This window comes from Roseicella frigidaeris, assembly GCF_003258945.1.
GTDB classification, from domain to species: Bacteria; Pseudomonadota; Alphaproteobacteria; order Acetobacterales; family Acetobacteraceae; genus Paracraurococcus; species Paracraurococcus frigidaeris.
Genome location: NZ_QLIX01000003.1, coordinates 269,631 through 289,844, shown reverse-complemented (window position 1 = coordinate 289,844; position 20,214 = coordinate 269,631). Strand labels below are relative to the sequence as shown.

General features: G+C 73.8%; 18 protein-coding genes. 14 read left to right on the top strand and 4 right to left on the bottom strand.

Annotated elements, in window-relative coordinates; genetic code table 11:
• The first annotated feature begins 7 nt into the window (after window positions 1-7).
• The 3 genes from bcsQ to DOO78_RS06710 are packed head-to-tail and all read left to right on the top strand — an operon-like array spanning window position 8 to window position 2,525.
• Window positions 8-805, top strand: coding sequence for a cellulose biosynthesis protein BcsQ (gene bcsQ, locus DOO78_RS06715; protein WP_111468961.1), 798 nt, complete (start codon window positions 8-10; stop codon window positions 803-805).
• Complete coding sequence (locus DOO78_RS27395) at window positions 802-1,134, top strand: hypothetical protein (protein ID WP_165838756.1); 333 nt, start codon at window positions 802-804, stop codon at window positions 1,132-1,134. Before bcsQ ends, DOO78_RS27395 begins: the two co-directional genes overlap by 4 nt.
• Entirely contained in the window at window positions 1,038-2,525 is a 1,488-nt protein-coding gene (locus tag DOO78_RS06710) for a cellulose synthase subunit BcsC-related outer membrane protein (protein WP_111468960.1), read from the top strand. Before DOO78_RS27395 ends, DOO78_RS06710 begins: the two co-directional genes overlap by 97 nt.
• 13 nt (window positions 2,526-2,538) lie before the next feature.
• Here the strand turns inward: DOO78_RS06710 and DOO78_RS06705 are convergent, their stop codons facing one another.
• Together DOO78_RS06705 and DOO78_RS06700 are read right to left on the bottom strand one after the other, a co-directional pair.
• Complete coding sequence (locus DOO78_RS06705) at window positions 2,539-4,647, bottom strand: hydantoinase/oxoprolinase family protein (RefSeq protein WP_111468959.1); 2,109 nt, start codon at window positions 4,645-4,647, stop codon at window positions 2,539-2,541.
• Window positions 4,644-6,320 (bottom strand): hydantoinase B/oxoprolinase family protein, encoded by a 1,677-nt coding sequence (locus tag DOO78_RS06700; RefSeq protein ID WP_111468958.1) that lies wholly within the window; start codon window positions 6,318-6,320, stop codon window positions 4,644-4,646. Before DOO78_RS06700 ends, DOO78_RS06705 begins: the two co-directional genes overlap by 4 nt.
• Window positions 6,321-6,454: 134 nt before the next feature.
• On the opposite strand from DOO78_RS06700, the gene DOO78_RS06695 reads away from it, so the two are divergent.
• Genes DOO78_RS06695 through DOO78_RS06685 form a run of 3 tightly spaced genes read left to right on the top strand, consistent with a single transcriptional unit; the run spans window position 6,455 to window position 9,844 of the window.
• Entirely contained in the window at window positions 6,455-8,080 is a 1,626-nt protein-coding gene (locus DOO78_RS06695; RefSeq protein WP_111468957.1) for an ArnT family glycosyltransferase, read from the top strand.
• A 19-nt stretch (window positions 8,081-8,099) separates the two neighbouring features.
• Window positions 8,100-9,044, top strand: coding sequence for an SMP-30/gluconolactonase/LRE family protein (locus DOO78_RS06690; protein WP_111468956.1), 945 nt, complete (start codon window positions 8,100-8,102; stop codon window positions 9,042-9,044).
• 29 nt (window positions 9,045-9,073) lie between these two features.
• Window positions 9,074-9,844, top strand: coding sequence for a fumarylacetoacetate hydrolase family protein (locus DOO78_RS06685; RefSeq protein WP_111468955.1), 771 nt, complete (start codon window positions 9,074-9,076; stop codon window positions 9,842-9,844).
• A gap of 63 nt (window positions 9,845-9,907) precedes the next feature.
• On the opposite strand, the gene DOO78_RS06680 is transcribed toward DOO78_RS06685, so the two are convergent.
• On the bottom strand, window positions 9,908-11,074 hold the full coding sequence (locus DOO78_RS06680) for a M20 aminoacylase family protein (protein WP_111468954.1): 1,167 nt from the start codon (window positions 11,072-11,074) through the stop codon (window positions 9,908-9,910).
• Window positions 11,075-11,364: 290 nt separating this feature from the next.
• Here DOO78_RS06680 and thyX point away from each other — a divergent pair, with 290 nt between their 5' ends.
• The 6 genes from thyX (at window position 11,365) to DOO78_RS06650 (ending at window position 16,750) form a co-directional block, all read left to right on the top strand.
• Complete coding sequence (gene thyX, locus DOO78_RS06675) at window positions 11,365-12,306, top strand: FAD-dependent thymidylate synthase (RefSeq protein WP_111468953.1); 942 nt, start codon at window positions 11,365-11,367, stop codon at window positions 12,304-12,306.
• A 6-nt stretch (window positions 12,307-12,312) separates the two neighbouring features.
• Window positions 12,313-12,522: a hypothetical protein gene (locus tag DOO78_RS06670; RefSeq protein ID WP_111468952.1), complete on the top strand. Its 210-nt coding sequence runs from the start codon at window positions 12,313-12,315 to the stop codon at window positions 12,520-12,522.
• Window positions 12,523-12,528: 6 nt separating this feature from the next.
• The gene (locus DOO78_RS06665) at window positions 12,529-13,128 is read left to right on the top strand and encodes an HD domain-containing protein (protein ID WP_111468951.1); all 600 of its coding nucleotides are present in this window, start codon (window positions 12,529-12,531) and stop codon (window positions 13,126-13,128) included.
• The gene (locus tag DOO78_RS06660; protein WP_111468950.1) at window positions 13,125-13,382 is read left to right on the top strand and encodes a hypothetical protein; all 258 of its coding nucleotides are present in this window, start codon (window positions 13,125-13,127) and stop codon (window positions 13,380-13,382) included. Before DOO78_RS06665 ends, DOO78_RS06660 begins: the two co-directional genes overlap by 4 nt.
• 199 nt (window positions 13,383-13,581) lie before the next feature.
• Window positions 13,582-15,474, top strand: a complete 1,893-nt coding sequence (locus DOO78_RS06655) for an HAD-IIIC family phosphatase (protein WP_111468949.1) — start codon at window positions 13,582-13,584, stop codon at window positions 15,472-15,474.
• A gap of 391 nt (window positions 15,475-15,865) precedes the next feature.
• Window positions 15,866-16,750, top strand: a complete 885-nt coding sequence (locus DOO78_RS06650) for a PfkB family carbohydrate kinase (RefSeq protein WP_111469082.1) — start codon at window positions 15,866-15,868, stop codon at window positions 16,748-16,750.
• A gap of 26 nt (window positions 16,751-16,776) precedes the next feature.
• On the opposite strand, the gene DOO78_RS06645 is transcribed toward DOO78_RS06650, so the two are convergent.
• Window positions 16,777-17,937, bottom strand: a complete 1,161-nt coding sequence (locus DOO78_RS06645; protein ID WP_111468948.1) for an Mrp/NBP35 family ATP-binding protein — start codon at window positions 17,935-17,937, stop codon at window positions 16,777-16,779.
• Window positions 17,938-18,257: 320 nt separating this feature from the next.
• Here DOO78_RS06645 and hflK point away from each other — a divergent pair, with 320 nt between their 5' ends.
• Window positions 18,258-19,313 (top strand): FtsH protease activity modulator HflK, encoded by a 1,056-nt coding sequence (gene hflK / locus DOO78_RS06640; RefSeq protein ID WP_341538228.1) that lies wholly within the window; start codon window positions 18,258-18,260, stop codon window positions 19,311-19,313.
• On the top strand, window positions 19,310-20,194 hold the full coding sequence (gene hflC, locus DOO78_RS06635; protein ID WP_111468946.1) for a protease modulator HflC: 885 nt from the start codon (window positions 19,310-19,312) through the stop codon (window positions 20,192-20,194). The genes hflK and hflC overlap by 4 nt, the downstream gene beginning before the upstream one ends.
• Window positions 20,195-20,214: the final 20 nt, after the last annotated feature.

The following is a 20,214-nucleotide window of genomic DNA, read 5'->3' as shown; positions in this document are numbered from 1 at the left end:
GCCGCCGATGCCCCTGCTCTGCATCGCCTCGCCCAAGGGCGGCGTGGGCAAGACCACCCTCGCCGCCAACCTCGCAGACGCCCTGCGGCGCCAGGGGCGCCGCCTGCTGGCGATCGATCTCGATCCGCAGAACGCGCTGCGCCTGCATTTCGGCGTGCCGCTCGAGGAGCGCGCCGGCTTCCTCGCCGGGCTGCCGCGCGGCATCGCCTGGCGCGACGCCATCCGCCGGACGCCCTCCGGCGTCGCCCTGCTCCCCTTCGGCACCATCGCCGCGGCCGAGGCCCTGGCGGTGACGGCGGCGCTCGAGGCCTCGCCCGCGCTGCTCACCGGCCCGGTGCGCGAGATGCTGGCGGATCCCGCCCTGCTGGTGGTCGCGGACCTGCCGCCCGGGCCGTCGCGGGCGCTGGAGCTGCTGGCACCGCTGGCGAGCCTCGTCCTCGTCGTGCTGCTCGCCGACGCCCAGGGCGTGGCGCTGGTGCCCGAGATCGAGAGTGGCCGCTTCCTCGGCCTCGGCGGCCTGGCCGGGCCGGCCCCTTCGCGGCTGCGCCTGGTGCTGAACCAGGTCGATCAGGAGGCGCGGCTCTCGCGCACCGTCGCGGCGGCGATGGCGCGGCATCTCGGCCCCCGCCTGCTCGGCGCCCTGGCGCGCGAGGAGGTGGTGGCCGAGGCGCTGGCGGAGCAACGCCTGCTGCTCGACAGCGCGCCCGCGAGCCAGGCGGCGCAGGACCTGCGCGACCTGGCCCAGGATGTCGCCGCGGCCCTGCCCCGCGTGGCCGAGCCGGTCGCCGCGGGGTGGGCGCGATGAACGCGCCGCTTCGCCGCGAATGCCTGGCCGGGCTGCCGCTGGCGCGCAGCCGCGTCGGCGGCGCCCTGCTGGCGGCGCTCGGCCTGGTCCTCGCCGCCATTATCATCCTCACCCCGCTGGCGCCGGAGGCGCAGGGCGTCTTCGCACTCGGCGGGCTGCTGGTCGCCCTGCTGATCGGGCGCTTCCGCGGCCGCGCCGCGACGCTCGCAGCCTCGAGGCGCGGCTGGCGGCGGTGGAGGCCGCCATCGCCCAGCGCGACTGGGACAAGGCGAATGCCCTGCTGGTCGAGACCCGCGCCATGGCGCCGGACGACGCGCGGGTCTCGCTGATGAAGGCGCGCATCGCCCGCGCCGCCGGCCAGGGCGGCCGGGCGCCGCGGGCGCTGGAGCGGGCGCAGCAGCAGATGGCGGCGCGCGGCGGCGCCATGCCGGCCGTGGCCATCGGCGCCGCAGCCGGGGAGGGCGGGCAGGGCAACCCCTTCCGCACCCCGGCCCCGGGGCCGGCGGCCAGCCTGCCGCCCGGCCTCGACCCGGTGGCCGCGGAGGTGGCGCGCGAGCTGACGGCGGTGCGGGAGGAGACGGCGGGGCGGCTGCAGGCCACGCTCGGCCTGCGCGTCCGCTCCGGCACGGCGGGGCTCGATCGGCTGGGCGAGGTCTCGGCGGCGCAGAGCGTCGCGCTGCCCGGGCGGCTGCTCGGCGGCCAGGTCAGCGCCTCGGTGACGCCGGTGGCGATCACCACCGGCCAGATCGAGACCGGCAACCTCGCCCTGTTGCGCAGCGTCGGCACCAATGCCCTGGCGCCGGCGCTGCGCCAGCCGCCCGGCCAAGCCATGGGGCCGAGCCAGGTGGCGCGCGACCGCGCCGTGCCGCGCGACGACAGCGCGGCGGGCGTCGCCCTCGGCCTCGCCTACAGCTGCAACGCCGTCACCGCCGATATCGGAACCACGCCGCTCGGCTTCCGGCAGCAGGCCGTCATCGGCGGCGTCGAGCTGGCGCCGGCGCTGAACGACACGCTGCGGCTGCGGGTGACGGCCGGGCGGCGGGCGGTGACGGACAGCCTGCTCGCCTGGGCGGAGGTGCGGGACCCGAATTCCGGCCAGTCCTGGGGCGGCGTCACCCGCCATGGCGGGCGGGTGCAGCTCGAGATCGGCAGCAAGCCGGTCGGCTTTTATGTCGGCGGTGGCTATGCCGAGTTCCGCGGCGACCACGTGGCGAAGAACAGCCGCGTCGAGGCCGGGGCCGGCGCCGCCTGGAGCATCCTGCGGCGGCCGGAGGAGACGCTGATCGCCGGGCTCGACCTGGTCTATTTCGGCTACGACAACAACCAGCGCCTCTTCACCTATGGCAATGGCGGCTATTTCAGCCCGCAGAGCTACGTCGCGGCGAACATCCCGCTCGACTGGCGGCGGCGCGAGGACGACCTGGCCTGGCGGGTGGGCGGCACCATCGGCTACCAGGCCTACAAGGAGGATGCGGCGAGATACTTCCCGCTCGATCCCGGGCTGCAGGCGCAGGCCGAGACCGCCGCGGCCGGCGACCCCTCGCTGCGCGCGGCGCAGCCTTCCGCCACCAAGTCGGGCGTCACCGGCGGCGTGCGCGGCGACATCGAGTATGCCGTCACCGGCAATCTCAAGCTCGGCGGGCTGCTCCGCCACGACCGGACCGGCGACTGGAACGAGGCGCGCGGCCTGCTCTTCGCGCGCTACCGCTTCGGTCCCTGATCCGGCCGTGGCCTCACCCGCCGGCCGGCACCGCGATCTCCAGCCAGCCGCGCGCATCCATCCGGGCGGCATCGCCCGGGCGGAGCAGCACGGTGGTGGTGGCACTCTCGACGATCGCCGGCCCGGCGATGGCCTGGTCCGGGGCGAGCGTCTCGAAGCGATGCACCGGCGCCGCCACCTCGCCGCCGGCGAGGCGGATGCGGCGCGTGCCGGCCGGCGCCGCCGCTGCCCCGCCCTCCCGCCCCGCCACCGCCTGGCGCGGCAGCAGCCCGGTCGCGGCGAGGCGGGCATTCACCAGCACCACCTCCTCCTCGGGCAGGTCGTAGGTGAAGAGGGCGCGGTGGCGGGCATGGAAGGCGGCGCGGATCTGCCCGGCGAGGTCGGCGCCCTGCCAGTCGATCTCGTCGAGCGGCACGGCGATCTCGAAGACCTGCTCGCCATAGCGCATGTCGGCGGCGCGGCGGGCCACCACCTCGCCGCCATGCCAGCCGGCCATGCGGGCGCGGCCCTCCGCCTCCAGCCCGTCGAAGAGGTCGCGCAGCGCGGCATCCGGCGGCAGGCCGCCCGGCGTCACCACGCTGCGCGAGAGCTCGTAGCGCAGGTCGGTGTGCAGCATCCCCCAGGCCGAGAGCCCGGCGGCGAAGAGCGGCACGGCGGCGCGGCGCAGGCCGAGCTCGCGCGCGACGGCCGTCGCATGCAGCCCGGCGGCGCCGCCGAAGGCGAGCAGGGCGAAGTCGCGCGGATCGACGCCGCGGCGCACCGTCGCCAGCCGCACCCCATCGGCCATGCGGGCATTGACCAGGTCGTGGATGCCGGCGGCGCAGGCCGCGGGGGCGATGCCGAGCCGCCCGGCGAGGCCGGCGACCGCGCGCTCGGCCGCGGCGCGGTCGAGCTGGCGCGCCCCACCCAGGAAATTCCCGGCATCGAGATAGCCGAGCACGAGGTTGGCGTCGGTGACGGTCGGCTCGGTCCCGCCCTGGCCGTAGCAGGCCGGCCCCGGCACCGCGCCCGCCGAGCGCGGCCCGACCTGCAGCGTCCCGCCCGGGCCGAGATGCGCGACGGAGCCGCCGCCGGCGCCGAGCGTCACGATGTCGAGGCTCTCGAGGGCGATGCGCTCGCCGCCGACGCTGCGGCCGCGGCCGAGCGTCGCCTCGCCGCCGGCGACCAGGGCGATGTCGGTCGAGGTGCCGCCCATGTCGAAGGTGACGAGGTCCTGGCCGAGCCCCTGTTCCGCCAGCGCCACCGCCGCGGCGACGCCGCCGGCCGGGCCGGAGAGGGCGGTGCCGACCGCGAGCCGCGCCGCCTCGGCCAGCGGCGCGACGCCGCCATGCGAGAGGATGACGAAGAGCGGGCCGCGATAGCCCGCCGCCTCCAGCCGCCCGGCCAGCCGGCCGAGATAGCGGGAGACCACCGGGCCGACATAGGCGTTCACCGCGGCGGTCGAGAAGCGCTCGAACTCCTTGATCTGCGGCAGCACATCGGCCGAGCAGGTGACGAAGGCGTCCGGCAGGGCGGCGGCGACCGCCGCGGCCGCGGCATGCTCGTGCGCCGGCGCCGCCCAGCTGTGCAGGAAGCCGATCGCCACCCCCTCCACCTTCTCCTCCCGCAGCCGGGCGATCGCCGCCTGCAGCGAGGCGGGGTCGAGCGGCAGTTCCTCCCGCCCGTCCGGCCGCAGCCGCTCCCGCACGCCGAGGCGCAGCCGCCGCGGCACCAGCGGCTCCGGGGCGGGCAGGCGGAGGTCGTAGCGCTCGGGCTTCAGCCCCTCGCGCATCTCGATCACGTCGCGATGCCCCTCGGTGGTCAGCAGCCCGATGCGGGCGCCCTTGCGCTCCAGCAGGGCGTTGGTCGCCACCGTGGTGCCATGGACGATGCGGAGCGTCTGCTGCAGCAGCTCGCCCAGGGTGAGCTGCAGCGCGGCGGCGAGGTTGCGCAGCCCCTGGATCACCCCTTCCGACTGGTCGGCCGGGGTGCTGGCGGCCTTGGCCAGGGTCTGGCTGCCGTCGCCGGCGATGCCGACCACATCGGTGAAGGTGCCGCCGACATCGATGCCGATCCGGTAGGTGCAGCCGGCCGGGCGGCGGCGGCCGGGCTCCTCGGGGGCGAGGCAATCGGGCGGCGTCATGGCGTGTAGCCCTCGGCCGCGTCGCGCGCCCGGGCGGCCGGGTCGCGCCGCGCCGGCGGCCCCCAGCCACCGCCGCCGCCGGCCTCGATGAGCAGCCGGTCGCCGGGCGCGATGGCGATGCCGACCTCCTTGGTGCGCAAGACCCGCTCCGTGCCGTCGGCGCGGCGCAGCCGGTAGCGGTGCGGGCTGCCATCCTGGCCGCCCAGCAGGCCGGCGGCGCCGTGCCGCACGCCGTCGCCGGCGGTGTTGGCGCGGCAGGGCCCGTCGCTCTCCACCCGGAGGGTGAGCTGGCCGCCCAGGCCGCCGCGATGCTGGCCGTCGCCGGCCGAGCCGGGCAGCAGCTCATGCGCCTCGAAGAGCAGGGGGAAGCGCGCCTCGGCCATTTCGACGCTGCCGAATTTCAGCCCGCCGGCGGAATGCCATTCGCCGGCGCTCGACCAGCCATCGCCGCCGGAGGAGCCGCCGCCGCCCGGCCGGGCGTGGAAGAGGTGCCAGACGAAGGGCCTTCCGGCGCGGCGGGCGTCCTGGCCGGTGATCGCCACCCGGAAGCGCCGCCCCCAGCCGCCCATGGCGCGCTCCGGGCAGCAATGCTGCAGGGCGCGGATGATGGCCTCGACGATCTCGTTCGAGCAGTGGGAGGTGCACATGGTCACCGGCGCCCCCTCCCGCGCCCAGACCACGGTGCCCTCCCGGGCGATGACCTCGAGCGGGCGGAAGGCGCCGTCGTTCTTCGCCACCTCCGGGTCCAGCAGGAACGCGAAGGCCATCGCCACGGCGCTGCGCATGTTGGGATAGCTGGAGTTCACGAAGCCGGTGGTCTGCGGGTCGCTCTCCGACAGGTCGACCACCAGCGTCTCGCCCCGCTTCGTCACCCGGGCGCGGATCGCCACCTCCTCGCGGTCGAAGCCGTCGTCGTCGAGGAAGGCCTCGCCGAGCCAGCTCCCGTCCGGCCAGGTGGCGAGGATGCGCCGCGCATGCGCCTCGGACAGGTCGAGGATGGCGGAGACGGCCTCCGCCATGGCCGGGGCGCCATAGCGCGCCAGCAGGGGGTGCAGCCGCATCTCCCCGAGCCGGGCCGCCCCGATCATCGCCATCAGGTCGCCACGGAAATCGCGTGGGATGCGGGTGTTGGTGGCGAGCATGCGGAGCAGGTCCTCCCGCAGCCCGCCGCCTTCGCCGAGCCGGATCGGCGGGATGCGCAACCCCTCCTGCCAGATCTCGCTCGCGCCTGGGTTGTAGCCGCCATGGGTGGCGCCGCCGATATCGGACTGGTGGGCGCGGACGACGGACCAGAAGCGCAGCGCCGCATCGGCGAAGACGGGGATGACGATGGTGAGGTCGGGCAGGTGGCTGCCGCCATGGTAGGGGTCGTTCAGCAGGAAGGTGTCGCCCTCCCGGATGTCGCCGGCGAAGGCCTCGGCCACCGCCCGCGTCGCCCAGGGCATGGCCCCGACATGCACCGGGATATGGTCCGCCTGCGCCACCAGCCTCCCCTCGGCGTCGCAGAGCGCGATGGAGAAATCGCGCGAGGAGTTCAGGATCTGGCTATAGGAGGTCCTGAGCATCGCCTCGCCCATCTCCTCCACGATGGCGCGGAGGCGGTTGTCGAGGACGGCGAGGGTGACCGGGTCGGGCGCGGGGCGCCCGCCGGAAGCGTCAGCGGGGGTGGCCATGCCGGAACGCTCGGCCGGGCGCCCCGGGGCCGTCAAGCCACGCTGGCGGAATGGCGAGTCCCCGGCCGGCCTCCCCGTGATAAGGACCGCGCCTTGCGCCTGCCCCAGGACGCCGGCCCGCCGGCGCGGAGATCATGAGCATCACTTATCTGCGCAGTCCGCAGCCCGGCCTGCTGGCCAGGCCGCTGGCCGCGGCCTCGCCGGCGGCACGGCTGCGCCGCCTGATCGAGGCGAGCTTCGTGCCGCTGCTGTTCCTCGGCGCCGCCCTGCTGTTCCGCGGCATCGGCTTCACGGTGACGGTGATCGACACCGATGAGGGCCTCTACCTGGTGCAGGCGCGGGAATGGCTGCGCGGCGCCTGGCCGCTGGTCGCGGTCTGGGACATGCACCCGGTTGGCGCGCCGGCGCTCTACGCCGCCGCCATCGCGCTGTTCGGCGAGAGCATCGCCACCATCCGCATGCTCGGCATCACCTGCGTCGCCGCCACCGGCTGGGCCCTCTACGGCCTGGTGCGGGGGGCTGGCGGGGCACGGCCGCTGGCGCTGGCGGCGGGGCTGCTCTACATCGCCCATACCGTCGTGCTGTTCGGCCTGGCCAGCAACACCGAGGTGCTCTTCGCGCCCCTGGTCGTGGCGAGCGTCGGGCTCGGCCTCAGGGCCGCGGTGCGGGCCGGGACGACGGGCGAGGGGCCGCGCTGGGGCGAGCTGGCGCTGATGGGCCTCGCCATGGGCTGCGCCTTCACCATCAAGCCGGTGGTGACGCCGGAGGGCTGCCTCGCCTTCGGCCTGCTGACCCTGCCGGCGCTCTGGCGACGGGCGCTGCGGCCGGGGCGCTTCCTCGCCATGGCGCTGGCCTATGCGGCGCTGGTGCTGCTGCCGACCGCGCTCTTCGCCCTGGCCTATGCGTCCCAGGGGCATCTGGCGACCTTCGTCGACGGCTCCTTCCTGGCGCCGATGCGCTATTCCGAGGCCCGGCTCAGCCTCGCCGAGGCGCTGCAGCGGGTGCAGGTGGCGGTCATGGTGCTGCTCTGGCCGCTGCTGCTGGCGCTCGTCGCCCTGCTCGGCTGGGGGCGGCGGCGGGGCACCGGGGGGCGGCTGACCCGCGTCGCGCTGCTCTGGTTCGCCTGCGCCAGCCTGGCGATCATCGGGCCCGGCTACTACTTCCCGCACTACTTCCTGATCTGGCTGCCCGCCCTCTCCGTCCTCGCCGCGCTCGGCGCTTGGCGCCTGGCCCGGCTGGCGCGGCCGCGGCGCGCGCTCGCGGTCTTCGCCGCGCTGGTGACGGTGGTGGCGGTCGAGGCCTGGCGGCAGGAGGCGACGGTCCGCGTCGGCCGCGGCACCGGCATCTGGAACCCCGACCCGGTGCAGGAGGTGGTGCGGGCGGTCCGCGCGCGGCTGCGGCCGGGCGATGCCGTCTTCATCGCCAATTACCATCCGGTGGTCTACGCGCTGACCGATGCGCGGCTGCCGACGCGCTTCGTCTTCCCGGCGCACCTGACCGGCAATTTCACCGAGGTCGCCGATCTCGACACCGATGCCGAGCTGCGCCGCATCCTGGCGACGCGGCCGCGCGTCGTGGTGGTGGACCGCGGCTGGTGGTGGCAGATGCGCCCGGATGCCGCGGCGCTGCTGACCGAGCTGCTGCAGCGCGACTACGTGCTGGAGACGACGGTGGCCGAGGAGCGCGGGCCGATCGAGCTCTGGCGGCCGAGGGAGGGCGCGGGTTTGCATCCCCCGCCGGCTGACGCATCATCCCCCTGACAGAACGGGGGGAACGCCGATGAGCGATGCCAAAGACATGCGGATCATGGCCGAGGGGCTGCGCTTCCCGGAGGGGCCGATCGCCCTGCCGGACGGCAGCGTCATCCTGGTCGAGATCGCCGCCGGCCGCATCACCAAGGTCGCGGCGGACGGCACGACGAGCGTCCTCGCCACGCCGGGCGGCGGGCCGAACGGCATCGCCATGGGGCCGGGCGGCAAGATCTTCTGCTGCAACAACGGCGGCTTCCTCTGGCATGAGGAGCCGGGCGTCCTCCGCCCCGCCGGCGTGCCGGCCGACTATGCCGGCGGCCGGATCGAGGTGATCGACCCGGCGACGGGCGACGTCACCCGGCTGTATGACCGCTGCGGCGAGCACACGCTGAAGGGGCCGAACGACCTCATCTTCGCGCCCAAGGGCAGCCCTGGCGAGGGCGGCTTCTGGTTCACCGATCTCGGCAAGGTCCGGGGGCGGGACCGCGACCATGGCGGTGTCTACTGGGCGGCGAGCGACGGCTCGAGGATCGTCGAGGCGGCCTTCCCGATCTTCGGCGGCGCCAATGGCGTCGCCCTCTCGCCGGATGGCCGCACCCTCTACGTGGCGGAGACCGAGACCGGCCGGCTCTGGGCCTGGGACATCGAGGGGCCGGGCGTGGTGAGGAAGGACCCCTGGCCCTCGACCAATGGCGGCCGGATGATCTGCCAGTTCCCCGGCTATCGCCGGCTCGACAGCGTCGCGCCGACGGCGGCGGGCAATGTCTGCGTCGCCACGCTGGTGAGCGGCGAGATCACCACCGTCTCGCCCAAGGGCGAGATCCTGCGCGTGGTGAAGATGCCGGAGCGCATGCCGACCAATATCTGCTTCGGCGGCAAGGACATGCGGACGGCCTATGTCACGCTGTCGCTGACCGGCAAGCTGGTGGCGTTGCCCTGGGACGAGCCGGGGCTGGAACTGCCCTTCGGCTGAGCCGCGGGGATCGGGGGAGAGGGGACGGGATGGCGCTCTGGGTGCGTTTCGCGCATGGCGATGCGACGGGCTTCGGCAGGCTGGAGGACGGGCGCATCGCCGTCCATGCCGGCGAGCTTTTCGCCGGCGCCGCCCCGACCGGCGAGAGCCTCGATCTCGCCGCGGTGCGGCTGCTGGCGCCGGTGCGGCCGGGCGCCTTCCTCGGGCTGTGGAACAACTTCCACGCCGCGGCGGCGAAGCAGGGCAACGCCATCCCGGAATTCCCGCTCTACTTCCTGAAGAACCCCGGCAGCGTGATCGGCCCGGGCGAGCCGATCCGCCCGCCCGCGGGCTATGCCGGCAAGGTGCTGTACGAGGGCGAGCTGGGCCTGGTCATCGGCCGCGAGCTCCGCGACGCCGACGAGGCGGAGGCCGCGGCGGCGATCTTCGGCCTCACCTGCGTGAACGACGTGACGGCGCTCGACCTGCTCTTCGCCGATGCCTCCTTCCCGCAATGGGCGCGGGCCAAGGGCTGCGACAGCTTCGGGCCGATCGGCCCGGCGATCGCCACCGGCCTCGACTGGCAGGCCCTGAGCGTGACGGTGGCGCTGAACGGGCGGGTGCGGCAGGACTATCCGCTCTCGGACATGATCCTGCCGCCGGCGCGCATCGTCTCCCTCATCTCGCGCGAGATGACGCTGCGGCCGGGCGACGTCATCGCCTGCGGCACCTCGCTCGGCGCCCTGCCGATGCGGCCGGGCATGCAGGTCGAGGTGACGATCGAGGGCATCGGCACCCTGGCCAATCCCTTCGCGCCCTGACCTAGGCGCCCTGGCCCTGGCCCTGGCCCTGGCCCTGGGCCCCCGGGGGCCGGGCCGCCATCGTCATTCCTTCGGCAGGCCGCGCTCCACCGCCGCGGCATAGAGCGCGGCGCCATAGGGGATGGCCGCGTCGTTGAAGGCGTAGCGCGGGTTGTGCAGCGCCGCGCCCTCGCCATTGCCGAGCTGGATATAGGCGCCCGGCACCCGCTCCATCATGAAGGAGAAATCCTCCGAGCCCATGCCCGGCGGCTTGTCCCGCGCCACCTTGGCCTCGCCGACCAGCGAGGCGGCGGCGGCGGCCAGCGCCTCGGTCTGCTCGGCATCGTTCACCGTCGGGGCGAAGATCAGCCGCCAGTCGAGCGTCGCCGTGGCGCCGAAGCCGGCGGCGACGCCCTCGGCCAACCGGCCCATCGCCGCCTCGATCTCCGCCGCCACCTCGCGGCTGAAGAAGCGGGCGGTGCCGGAGAGGGTCGCCGTCTCCGGGATGACGTTGTAGGCCTCGCCGCCCTGCACCTTGGTGATGCTGACCACCGCCGGGTCGCGCGGGCTGAGGTTGCGGGCGACGATGCTCTGCAGGGCGGTCGCGAGGTGGCAGGCGCTCAGCACCGGGTCGATGCTCGCCTCCGGCCGCGCGCCATGCGCGCCGCGGCCGGTCACGGTGATGTCGAAGAAGGCGCCGCCGGCGGCGGTGGGGCCGGAGCGGATGGCGAACTCGCCGACCGGCATGCCGGGGCGGTTGTGCATGCCGTAGATCGCATCGCAGGGGAAGCGCTCGAACAGCCCGTCCTCCAGCATCGCCAGCGCGCCGCCGCAGCCCTCCTCGCCGGGCTGGAAGATGAAGTGGACGATGCCGTCGAAGCGCCGCGTCTCGGCCAGGTAGCGGGCGGCGCCGAGCAGCATGGTGGTGTGGCCGTCATGGCCGCAGGCATGCATCACCCCGGCATTGCGGCTGCGCCAGGGCAGGTCGGTCAGCTCCTGGATCGGCAGCGCATCCATGTCGGCGCGGAGCCCGATGGCGCGGTTGCCGCGGCCGTTGCGCAGCACGCCGACCACGCCGGTGCCGCCGACGCCGCGATGCACCTCGATGCCCCAGGATTCCAGTGTCTCCGCCACCAGCGCCGCGGTCCGCCGCTCGGTCATGCCCAGCTCGGGATGGGCATGCAGGTCCTGGCGGATGGCGGCGAGCTCGGCCTGGTGGCGGCGGAGGGCGTCGAGGGGGGTGGTCGGCATGAGCGGGCAGGTCCTTCGACAGGATGGCGGGCCGGAATGCTGCGCCCCGGCGCGGCCTGGCGCCAGGGCGGGGGCCAGGGCGGGGGCCAGGGCGAGGACCAGGGCAGGGGCCAGGGTGAGGTACGGCCCGGGCGAGGGCCCGTCTTGTCCGCCCCCGGTCAGTTTCGGGCAAGGGATGGCCGGCATCTGCGGCGGGGCGCCCGGGCCGCCCGTCGCCAGGGGCCGACAAGCTTCGACAAGCCCTGGCGGCCGCACTACAAGGCGCGGCGCAGGCGGTGGGGGATTGCCGGATGGCGCTGACCGAGTCCCAGCAGCAGGAGATCGAGGCGGCCCGCGCCGCCGAGGGCCGCACCCGCCGGCCGGTGGCGCCCGGGCTGGAGGCGCTGCTCTTCGAGGCCCTGCCGGTGCTGGACCACGGCTTCGTCCGGGTCATCGACTACATGGGCGACGATGCGGCGGTGGTGCAGGCCGCCCGCGTCTCCTATGGCCGCGGCACCCGCGCCGCCAACGAGGATCGCGGCCTCATCCGCTACCTCATGCGGCACCGCCACAGCACGCCCTTCGAGATGTGCGAGATCAAGTACCACGTGAAGCTGCCGATCTTCGTGGCGCGGCAGTGGATCCGCCACCGCACGGCGAACGTGAACGAGTATTCGGCGCGCTATTCCATTCTCGACCGCGAATTCTACATCCCCGAGCCGCAGCATCTCGCCGCCCAGTCCAGCAGCAACCGCCAGGGCCGCGGCGCGGTGCTCGAGGGCGCCGAGGCCGCGCGCGTGCTCGACCTGCTGCGGCAGGACGCGATGGCGACCTACGACCACTATGCCTGGATGCTGAACGAGGACGAGGCGGGCAACCCGGTGGAGGAGGGCCGGCAGGGCCTGGCGCGCGAGCTGGCGCGGATGAACCTGACGCTCAACACCTATACGCAGTGGTACTGGAAGACCGACCTGCACAACCTCTTCCACTTCCTCTCGCTGCGCGCCGACAGCCATGCGCAATACGAGATCCGCGCCTATGCCGAGGCGATGCTGCGGACGGTGGAGGCCTGGGTGCCGGAGAGCTTCGCCGCCTTCCGCGACTACCGCATGGGGGCGGTGACGCTCTCGGCCGGCATGCTGGGGATCGTCCGGCGCCTGCTGGCGGGCGAGACGGTGGCGCAGGCGGGCAGCGGCCTCTCGAAGCGGGAATGGCGCGAGCTGATGGCCGTGCTCGGGCGCGATCCGGACTGAGCCGGCATGGGCTGGATCCTGCTCGGCCTGGTGCTGGTGCTCGGCCTGCCCGTGGTGCTGCTCTTCCTCGGCGTCGCGCTCGCCCTCTGGGTGACGCTCCTCGTCGCCGGGCTGGTCTGGAGCATCGTCACCGTCCTCTTCCATGCGCCGGTGCTGGCCATCGTCCTGGCGCTGCTCGCCGGCCTCGCCTTCGGGCGCGGCGCGGCAACGCGGTAGGCGTCGATGGATCCCGCCCGGGCCGAGGCGCTGCTCGGCTTCCTCGCCCTCGCCGACCGGCTGAAGACGGTGGAGCGGCGCGGCCGGGTGGTGCTGCCGGGCGGCGGCACCCGGCGCGAGAACAGCGCCGAGCATTCCTGGCACCTGGCGCTGCTCGCCCTGCTGCTGCACCGGGAGGTGGCGGCGGAGATCGATCTCGGCCGGGCGCTGGCGATGATCGCGGTGCACGACCTGGTCGAGATCGAGGCCGGCGACACCTATGCCTACGACCCCGCCGCCTGCGCCACCCAGGCCGAGCGCGAGCGGGCGGCGGCGGACCTCGTCTTCGGCGGGCTGCCGCCCGATCTCGGCGCCTGGCTGCGCGGCCTCTGGGAGGAGTTCGAGGCCGGGGCGAGCGCCGAGGCGCGTTTCGCCCTGGGCTGCGACCGGATGCAGGGCTTCCTGCAGAACGTGCTGAGCGGCGGGCTGGCCTGGCAGGAGCATGGCGTGCGCCGCGCCGACACCGCCGGGCGCATGGACCCGGCGAAGGCCGTGGATCCGGTCTTCGCGCAGCTCATCGACCGCCTCTATGCCCGGGCGCGGGCGGGCGGGATGCTGCCGGAATGAGCGGGCAGGCGCGCAGCCGGCCCGCCGCCAAGCCGCGCGCCGCCCCGCGGCAGGCCCGGGCCGCCGCGCCGCGCCTCGCCCCGGCCGCCGCGGGGCCGCTCGCCGGCTGGCGGCGCTGGCGCTGGGTGGCGGTGCTGGTGCTGGCGGCGCTGGTCGGCCTGCCGCTGGCGCATGCCGTCTTCGGCGAGGTGGTGGCGCTGCTCGGCGGCACCTTCCTGCTCGGCGTGCTGGTCGGGCGCTGGACGGCGGGGTGAGACGCCGTTCGGCCGCGCGGGGCGGGCCCAGGTCTTTGGTCCTCTCCGCCCCGATGGGATGTGGGAGATTGTCCAGAAAGGAGTATCGCACAGCATGACCGGCACGGCGCTGGTCGTGTGGCGGGAAACAAGGGGGCGGCGGCGCGGCGGCCTCTCCACCTAGGCTGTCCTGCTTCCGGGGCAGCGTGCATCCTGGCCCATGGGCAGCCCGGCTTCATGGCCAGGGCTCGACGATATGGGCGAAACACTCGCAAAAGGCGCTGAACGGGCTGGGGCCTCCATGCCCAATCCGCAGGCACCGGAGAGCCTTCAACCCGAATACTACCGCGTTCCACGGCAGCTCTCGGTCAACCCGGCGCAATTGAAGTCCGTCCTGATCGTCGGATCCTGCCTGGCGCAATCCTGGCGGAACGAGCTGCGCGCCATGGCGCCAGGCTGCGAGGCCGACCTCTACCTCGGCACGGCACAGCTCCCGGACCGCCCGAACCAACCGATCGACCGCTACCAACTTCAGGTGGTGCAGCTTCCCCTGCGGCCCTGCATCCCGGATTCGGCCTTCGCGCGGCTCGACCAGAACGACCTCGCGGCGCATGAGGCCCTGTTCCGCTTCGCCATGGAGCGCCTGCGGCTGAGCTTGGCGCGGTCCATGCGCTGGAACCGCGAGCATGGCCTCCTGACCTTCGTGGTGTCGTTCCCGGTGCCGCAGCAGAACCTGATCGGGCGCCTGATGCCCCGATATGACCTGCGCAACCCGGTCTATTTCGTCGAGAAGTTGAACGAGGGTCTCGCCGAATGCCTGTGTGACTACCAGAACGCCTATTTCTTCGACTTCAACGCGGTGGCCTCGACGCACGGCAAGCGCTTCTCGTCCGAGGACCCTGTCAGCGCCTTCAACCACGGGTCCGTCATCGGCGATTTCGACTTCGGGTACGACCGGGAAAGGCTCGATCCGGTGCAGCGGGTATCGGCCGTCTTCTCGCCGCAGGTCGGGCCGCTCCTGCGGGCCTGCTGGCGTGAGATTGCCGCCATGTATGCCAGCGTCCAGCAGACCGACGTCGTCAAGATGGTCGTGGTCGACCTGGACGACACCCTGTGGCGGGGAACCATCGCCGACACCGATATCCGTGCCATGCCGACGCGCGAAGGCTGGCCCCTGGCCTTCTGGGAAGCCCTGCTCGTCCTCAAGCGACGGGGCATCCTGCTCGGCATCATCAGCAAGAACGAGGAGTCCCGCGTGCAGGAGGCTTGGCCGGCCCTCATGGGCAAGGCCGGTCCCTCCCTGGACGACTTCGCCGTCCGGCGGATCAACTGGGCCCCGAAGTCGCAGAACATGGCGGAGATCCTCGCCGCCGTGAACATCCTGCCAGGCAACGTGGTCTATATCGACGACAGCCCGCTGCAGCGCGCCGAGGTCAGGGATGCCTTCCCGGCGATCCGCACGCTTGGCGGGACGCCCTCGCTGTGGCGGCACGTCCTGCTCTGGGCACCGGAGACGCAGCTCGCCGCGATCACCGACGAATCGGTCCACCGCACGCGGATGATGCAGGCGCAGATCGCCCGCGAGACGGTGCGCCGGTCGCGCTCGCCCGAGGAATTCCTGGCCTCGCTCGACGTCGCGATGACCATCTTCCCGGTGGCCGACAGCACGCATCCGCGCTTCCCGCGCGTCATCGAGCTCATCAACAAAACCAACCAGTTCAACACCACGGGCAGACGCTGGAGCCTGGAGGAATGCAACCTCGCCTTTGCCGGCGGCGTCGAATTCCTCGCCTTCGAGCTGTCGGACCGCTTTACCGATTACGGCCTGGTCGGGGTGCTGATCGTCGATGCGACCGGCATCCGGCAATTCGTCATGAGCTGCCGGATCATGGGCCTTGAGGCCGAATGCGCCGCCGTGGCGCATGTCATGCAAGGGCTGCGCGGCCGTGGGCACCGGCGCATGATCGGTGCCATGCTGCACACCGACCGCAACCTGCCCTGCCGCGACCTCTATCGTCGCTGCGGCTTCACACCCTGCGAGGGCGGCTGGGAGCGGGACCTGGCGGCGGAGCCGCTGGCCATCCCGGCGCATATCAGGCTGACCGCCGGCTGATCCGCCGCGCGGTGGCGGCGGCGTTATGCGGCGGCGGTCGTGCCTCCGGCGACGGCCCGCGTCCGCCTTCCGGGCATGTCCGTCGCCTCGGCTGCGCGTCCGCGCTAGAGCAGATCCCGATCAGGTGGACTCACCTGATCGGGTGAAGAGGCTCTGAAAACAATAGTCTAGGGCACTTCCCCTGAACCGGTGTTCAGGGGAAGTGCCCTAGACCACGATCCGCTCACGCCGATTCGCGGACCACGGTCCCGCGCGGCGTTGGGTCGCGTGATCCACGCCTTCGGCGATTCCACCTCAGGCGATCACGCTCTAGGCTTAAGGCCATGAGGATATTGCCACGCCACCCGGACAACAGGCGCAGGTCTCCCGCGGCTTGGTGCCGCCCCGCCTGATGCCCGTCCTCGTCTTCGGCTCCGTCATCGCCGATCTCGTCTTCGCCCTGCCGCAGCTTCCGGCGTCCGGGCTGACGGTGCTCGGGCCCGGCTATGCGGCGCTGCCGGGCGGCAAGGGGGCCAACCAGGCGGTGGCCGCGGCGCTCGATGGGGCCGCCACCGGCTTCGCCGGGGCGGTCGGCGAGGATGCCATGGCCGAGGTGGCGCTCGCCGGGCTGCGCGCCGCCGGGGTCGATCTCGGCCGCCTCGCCCGGGTGGCGGCACCGACCGGCTGCGCCGCGGTCTGCGTCGATCCGGCCGGGCGCAACCAGATCGCGGTCGGCTGTGGCGCCAACCTCGCGGCCCGGGCGGCGCAGGTGGAGGATGGCGCCCTCTCCCCGGCGACCGTCCTGCTGCTGCAGATGGAGGTGCCGCCCGAGGAGAATGCCGCCCTCATCCGCCGCGCCCGTGCCGCCGGGGCGCGGCTGGTGCTGAACCTCGCCCCGGCCGCCGCCCTGCCGCGCGAGGCGCTCGGCGCGCTCGACCTGCTGGTGGCCAACGAGCATGAGGCGGCCTGGCTGGCGGCGCGGCTCGGTTGCGGCGCCGACGCCGCCGGGCTGCGGGCGGCGCTCGGCATCGACGTGGCGGTGACGCTGGGCGAGGCGGGGGCGGTGGCGGCGACCGCGGCAGGGCGGCTGGCGGTGCCGGCCTTTCCGGTCGCGGCGGTCGACACCACCGGCGCCGGCGATGCCTGGTGCGGGGTGCTGGCGGCGGCGCTCGATCGCGGGTTGCCGTTCGAGGCGGCCCTGCGCCGCGCCTCGGCGGCGGCGGCGCTCGCCTGCACCCGCCCCGGCGCCGCCATGCCGCGGGCGGCGGAGACCGAGGCGCTGCTGCGGCGCGGCTGACCGCCGGCGAAGCCCGGGCCCGGCGTCTACTCGACGACGATGCGCGGGCCCTTCGCCGCCGCCGCGCCCTGCAGCTTGTCCCAGAGCCGCGCCGCGATGCGGCGATAGGCGGCGGCCTCCTCGCTCTCCGGCCGCGCCGCGACGATCGGCGTGCCGGCATCGGCCAGCTCGCGGATCTCGAGCTTCAGCGGCAGCTCGCCGAGGAATTCGACGCCGAGCTTCGTCGCCTCCGCCCGCGCCCCGCCATGGCCGAAGACATCGCTCCGGTGCCCGCAATTCGGGCAGCACCAATAGCTCATGTTCTCGATCAGGCCGAGCACCGGGACCTGCACCTTCTCGAACATCCGCACGCCGCGCCGCGCATCCAGCAGCGCCACGTCCTGCGGCGTCGAGACGATGACCGCGCCGGCCAGCGGCACGCGCTGCGACATGGTGAGCTGCGCGTCGCCGGTGCCGGGCGGCATGTCGACGACCATCACATCGAGCGCGCCCCAGGCCACCTGGCCCATCATCTGCTCGAGCGCGCCCATCACCATCGGCCCGCGCCAGATCATCGGCGTCTCGGCATCGACGAGGAAGCCGATCGACATCGCCTGCAGCCCCCAGCGCCGCAGGGGGATGATGCGCTGCCCCTCGGTGCGCGGCTTCTCCGCCGTGCCCAGCATCTGCGGCAGGGAGGGGCCGTAGATATCGGCGTCCAGCAGCCCGACCGAGAGGCCCTGGCCGGCCAGGGCGACGGCGAGGTTGACCGCGGTGGTGGACTTGCCGACGCCGCCCTTGCCCGAGGCGACGGCGACGATCCGCCGCACCTCCGGCAGCAGCATCGCCCCCTGTCCCGCCGGGGCGTGGGGCGCGCGCGGGGCGTGGCCATGGGCCGGCGGCGGCGGGGCGGCGGGCCCGGCCCGGCCGGCGCCGCCCGGCCGCGGGCCCTGCGGCTCGCGGTGCGAGGTCAGCACCGCCGTCACGCTCAGCACGCCCGGCACCGCGGCGGCCGCCCGCTCGGCGGCGAGGCGGAGCGGCTCCATCTCGCGCGCCCGCTCCCGCGGCACGGCGATGGCGAATTGCACCAGCCCGTCGCGCGCGGTGAGGCCCTGGATCAGCCCGGCCTCCACCAGGTCGCGGCCGCCCGCGGGGTCGCGCACCGACCGCAGGGCCTGCTTCACCGTCTCGACCAGAGACTCGCCCATCGCTTGAAAAGCCTTCCCCATCCAACAATATCGCCGGCACCCGGGAGCCGCAGGTCGGGACGCGGTTCCGCGATCCAGGCATGGCGTGATATGGCCGGGCTCCATCCCCGCATCCAGCCCCCTCCGGGCCGGGGCGGGGCAGGCGCAACAACGAATTCTGGAGGCCGGCTCGATCCATGGCGCTGAACAACGGCGGACCCAGCCCCTGGGGCAACCCGCGCCCGGGCGGACCCTGGGGTTCGCCGCCGCCGAATTCGCCTGGGGGCGGCCGTGGCCCGGGCAGTCCCGATTTCGACGAATGGATCCGCCAGGCGCAGGCCATGGTGCGCCGCCTGATCCCGACGGGCGGCGGCGGCGGCACGGGGGGCAAGGGGCTGGCGGTCCTGGTGCTGATCCTGGTTGCGATCTGGGCGGCCAGCGGCTTCTACCGGGTGCAGCCGGATGAGGAGGGCGTGGTGCTGCGCTTCGGCGCCTTCAACCGCACCGCGCCGCCGGGCCTCAACTACCACATCCCCTGGCCCGTCGAATCGGTCGAGACGCCGCGCGTCACCACGGAGAACCTCGTCTTCATCGGCTTCCGCTCCGGCGAGGCCTCGCCGGTGCGCGCCCCGATCGGGCGCGACGTGATCGAGGAGTCGCTGATGCTGACCGGCGACGAGAACATCATCGACATCGATTTCGTGGTGCGCTGGCGCATCCGCGACGCGGGCGACTTCCTCTTCAACACCCGCAACCCGGAGAACACCATCAAGTCGGCCGCCGAGAGCATGATGCGCGAGGTGATCGGCCGCACCCCGATCCAGCCGGCGCTGACCGAGGCGCGTGGCCAGATCGAGGACCAGGTCCGCGCCGGCACCCAGGCGATCATGGACCAGTACCAGGCGGGCGTCGCCATCACCCAGGTGCAGCTCCAGAAGGTCGATCCGCCGGCGGCGGTGATCGAGGCCTTCCGCGACGTGCAGCGCGCCGCCGCCGACCGCGAGCGGCAGCGCAACGAGGCCGAGGCCTACCGCAACGACATCATCCCCCGCGCCCGCGGCGAGGCGGAGCGGATGATCCAGGAGGCGCAGGGCTACCGCGACAGCCAGGAGGCCCGCGCCCGCGGCGAGGCGCAGCGCTTCACCAGCGTGCTCTCCTCCTACAGCGCCGCGCCCGAGATCACCCGGCGCAGGATCTACATCGAGACCATGGAGGACATCCTGCGGCGCAACCCGAAGATCGTGGTCGACGACCGGCTGCAGGGGCTGGTGCCGCTGCTCAACCTGACCGACCCGGCCCGGGCCGGCGCGCGCGCCGTGCCGCCCGCCGCGGCCGCCGCCGGCGCCAATGCCGCGCCGGCCTATCCCACCGCCCGGCCGCAGGGGGCGCCGCGATGAACCGCCTCCTCATCGCCGGCGTCGTGGTGGCGGCGCTGCTCCTGGCCGCCGTCTCCTCGCTGTTCGCCGTGCAGCAGACGCAGCAGGTGCTGATCACCCAGTTCGGCGAGCCGATCCGGGTGGTGCGCACCCCGGGCCTCAATTGGAAGCTGCCCTTCATCCAGACGGTGATCGATTTCGACCGCCGGCTGCTCGACTACGACGCCGCCGGCCAGGAGGTCATCCTCGGCGACCAGCGGCGGATCGTGGTCGACACCTTCACCCGCTACCGCATCACCGATCCGCTGCGCTTCTACCAGACGGTGGGCGCGACGGAGGCCGGCATCCGGCTGCGCCTCGGCCCCATCGTCTCCTCGACGCTGCGCAACACGCTCGGCAGCGAGACGCTGCTCGCCGTGCTCTCGGCCGACCGGGCGCGGATCATGGGCGAGATCCGGCAGCGGGTGAACAACGAGGCGCAGAGCTTCGGCATCGAGGTGACGGATGTGCGCATCCGCCGCGCCGACCTGCCGGAGGAGAACACCCAGGCCATCCTCTCGCGCATGCAGTCCGAGCGCGAGCGCGTGGCGCGCGAGCAGCGCGCCGAGGGTGCCGAGCAGGCGCAGCGCATCCGCGCCGCCGCCGAGCGCGACCGCACCGTGCTGCTGGCCGAGGCGCAGTCGCGCGCCGAGACGCTGCGCGGCGAGGGCGAGCAGATGGCGATCCGCATCTTCGCCGAGGCCTACAGCAAGGACCCGGACTTCTTCCAGTTCTGGCGCACCATGCAGGCCTGGCGGGACGCCTTCGCGGATGGCGAATCCCGCATGCTGCTCAGCCCGGACAGCGACTTCTTCAAGTATTTCCGCAACCTCGACGCCGGCGCCGCGTCGTCGGCGAAATGACCGGCCCGGCGGCCCGGCGG